The organism is Loktanella sp. SALINAS62 (assembly GCF_018263905.1).
In the GTDB taxonomy this organism is placed as follows: domain Bacteria; phylum Pseudomonadota; class Alphaproteobacteria; order Rhodobacterales; family Rhodobacteraceae; genus Loktanella.
Genome location: NZ_JAAFZU010000096.1, coordinates 1 through 204 on the forward strand (window position 1 = coordinate 1; position 204 = coordinate 204).

Annotated in this window: 1 protein-coding gene; it reads right to left on the reverse strand. The window is 62.3% G+C overall.

Annotation, left to right across the window (positions count from 1 at the left end):
- Nucleotides 1-204 (reverse strand): transposase (locus GZH79_RS19380; RefSeq protein ID WP_211645319.1); only part of this gene is annotated, 204 nt, incomplete at both ends.

Genomic DNA, 204 nt, shown 5'->3' on the forward strand with positions numbered 1-204 from the left:
TGTAAATCCGACGCAGGTCCGCAGCCACTGCCTTGCGGTCCTTCCAGGCGCAGAAGTTCAGCGAGTGGCGCACGAGGTGGACGATACAGGTTTGCACTGCGGTTTCCGGGAAGGCCGCGGTAATGGCGTCGGGGAAGCCCTTGAGGCCGTCCACGACCGCAATCAGGATGTCCTGCACCCCGCGGTTCTTCAGTTCCGTCATCA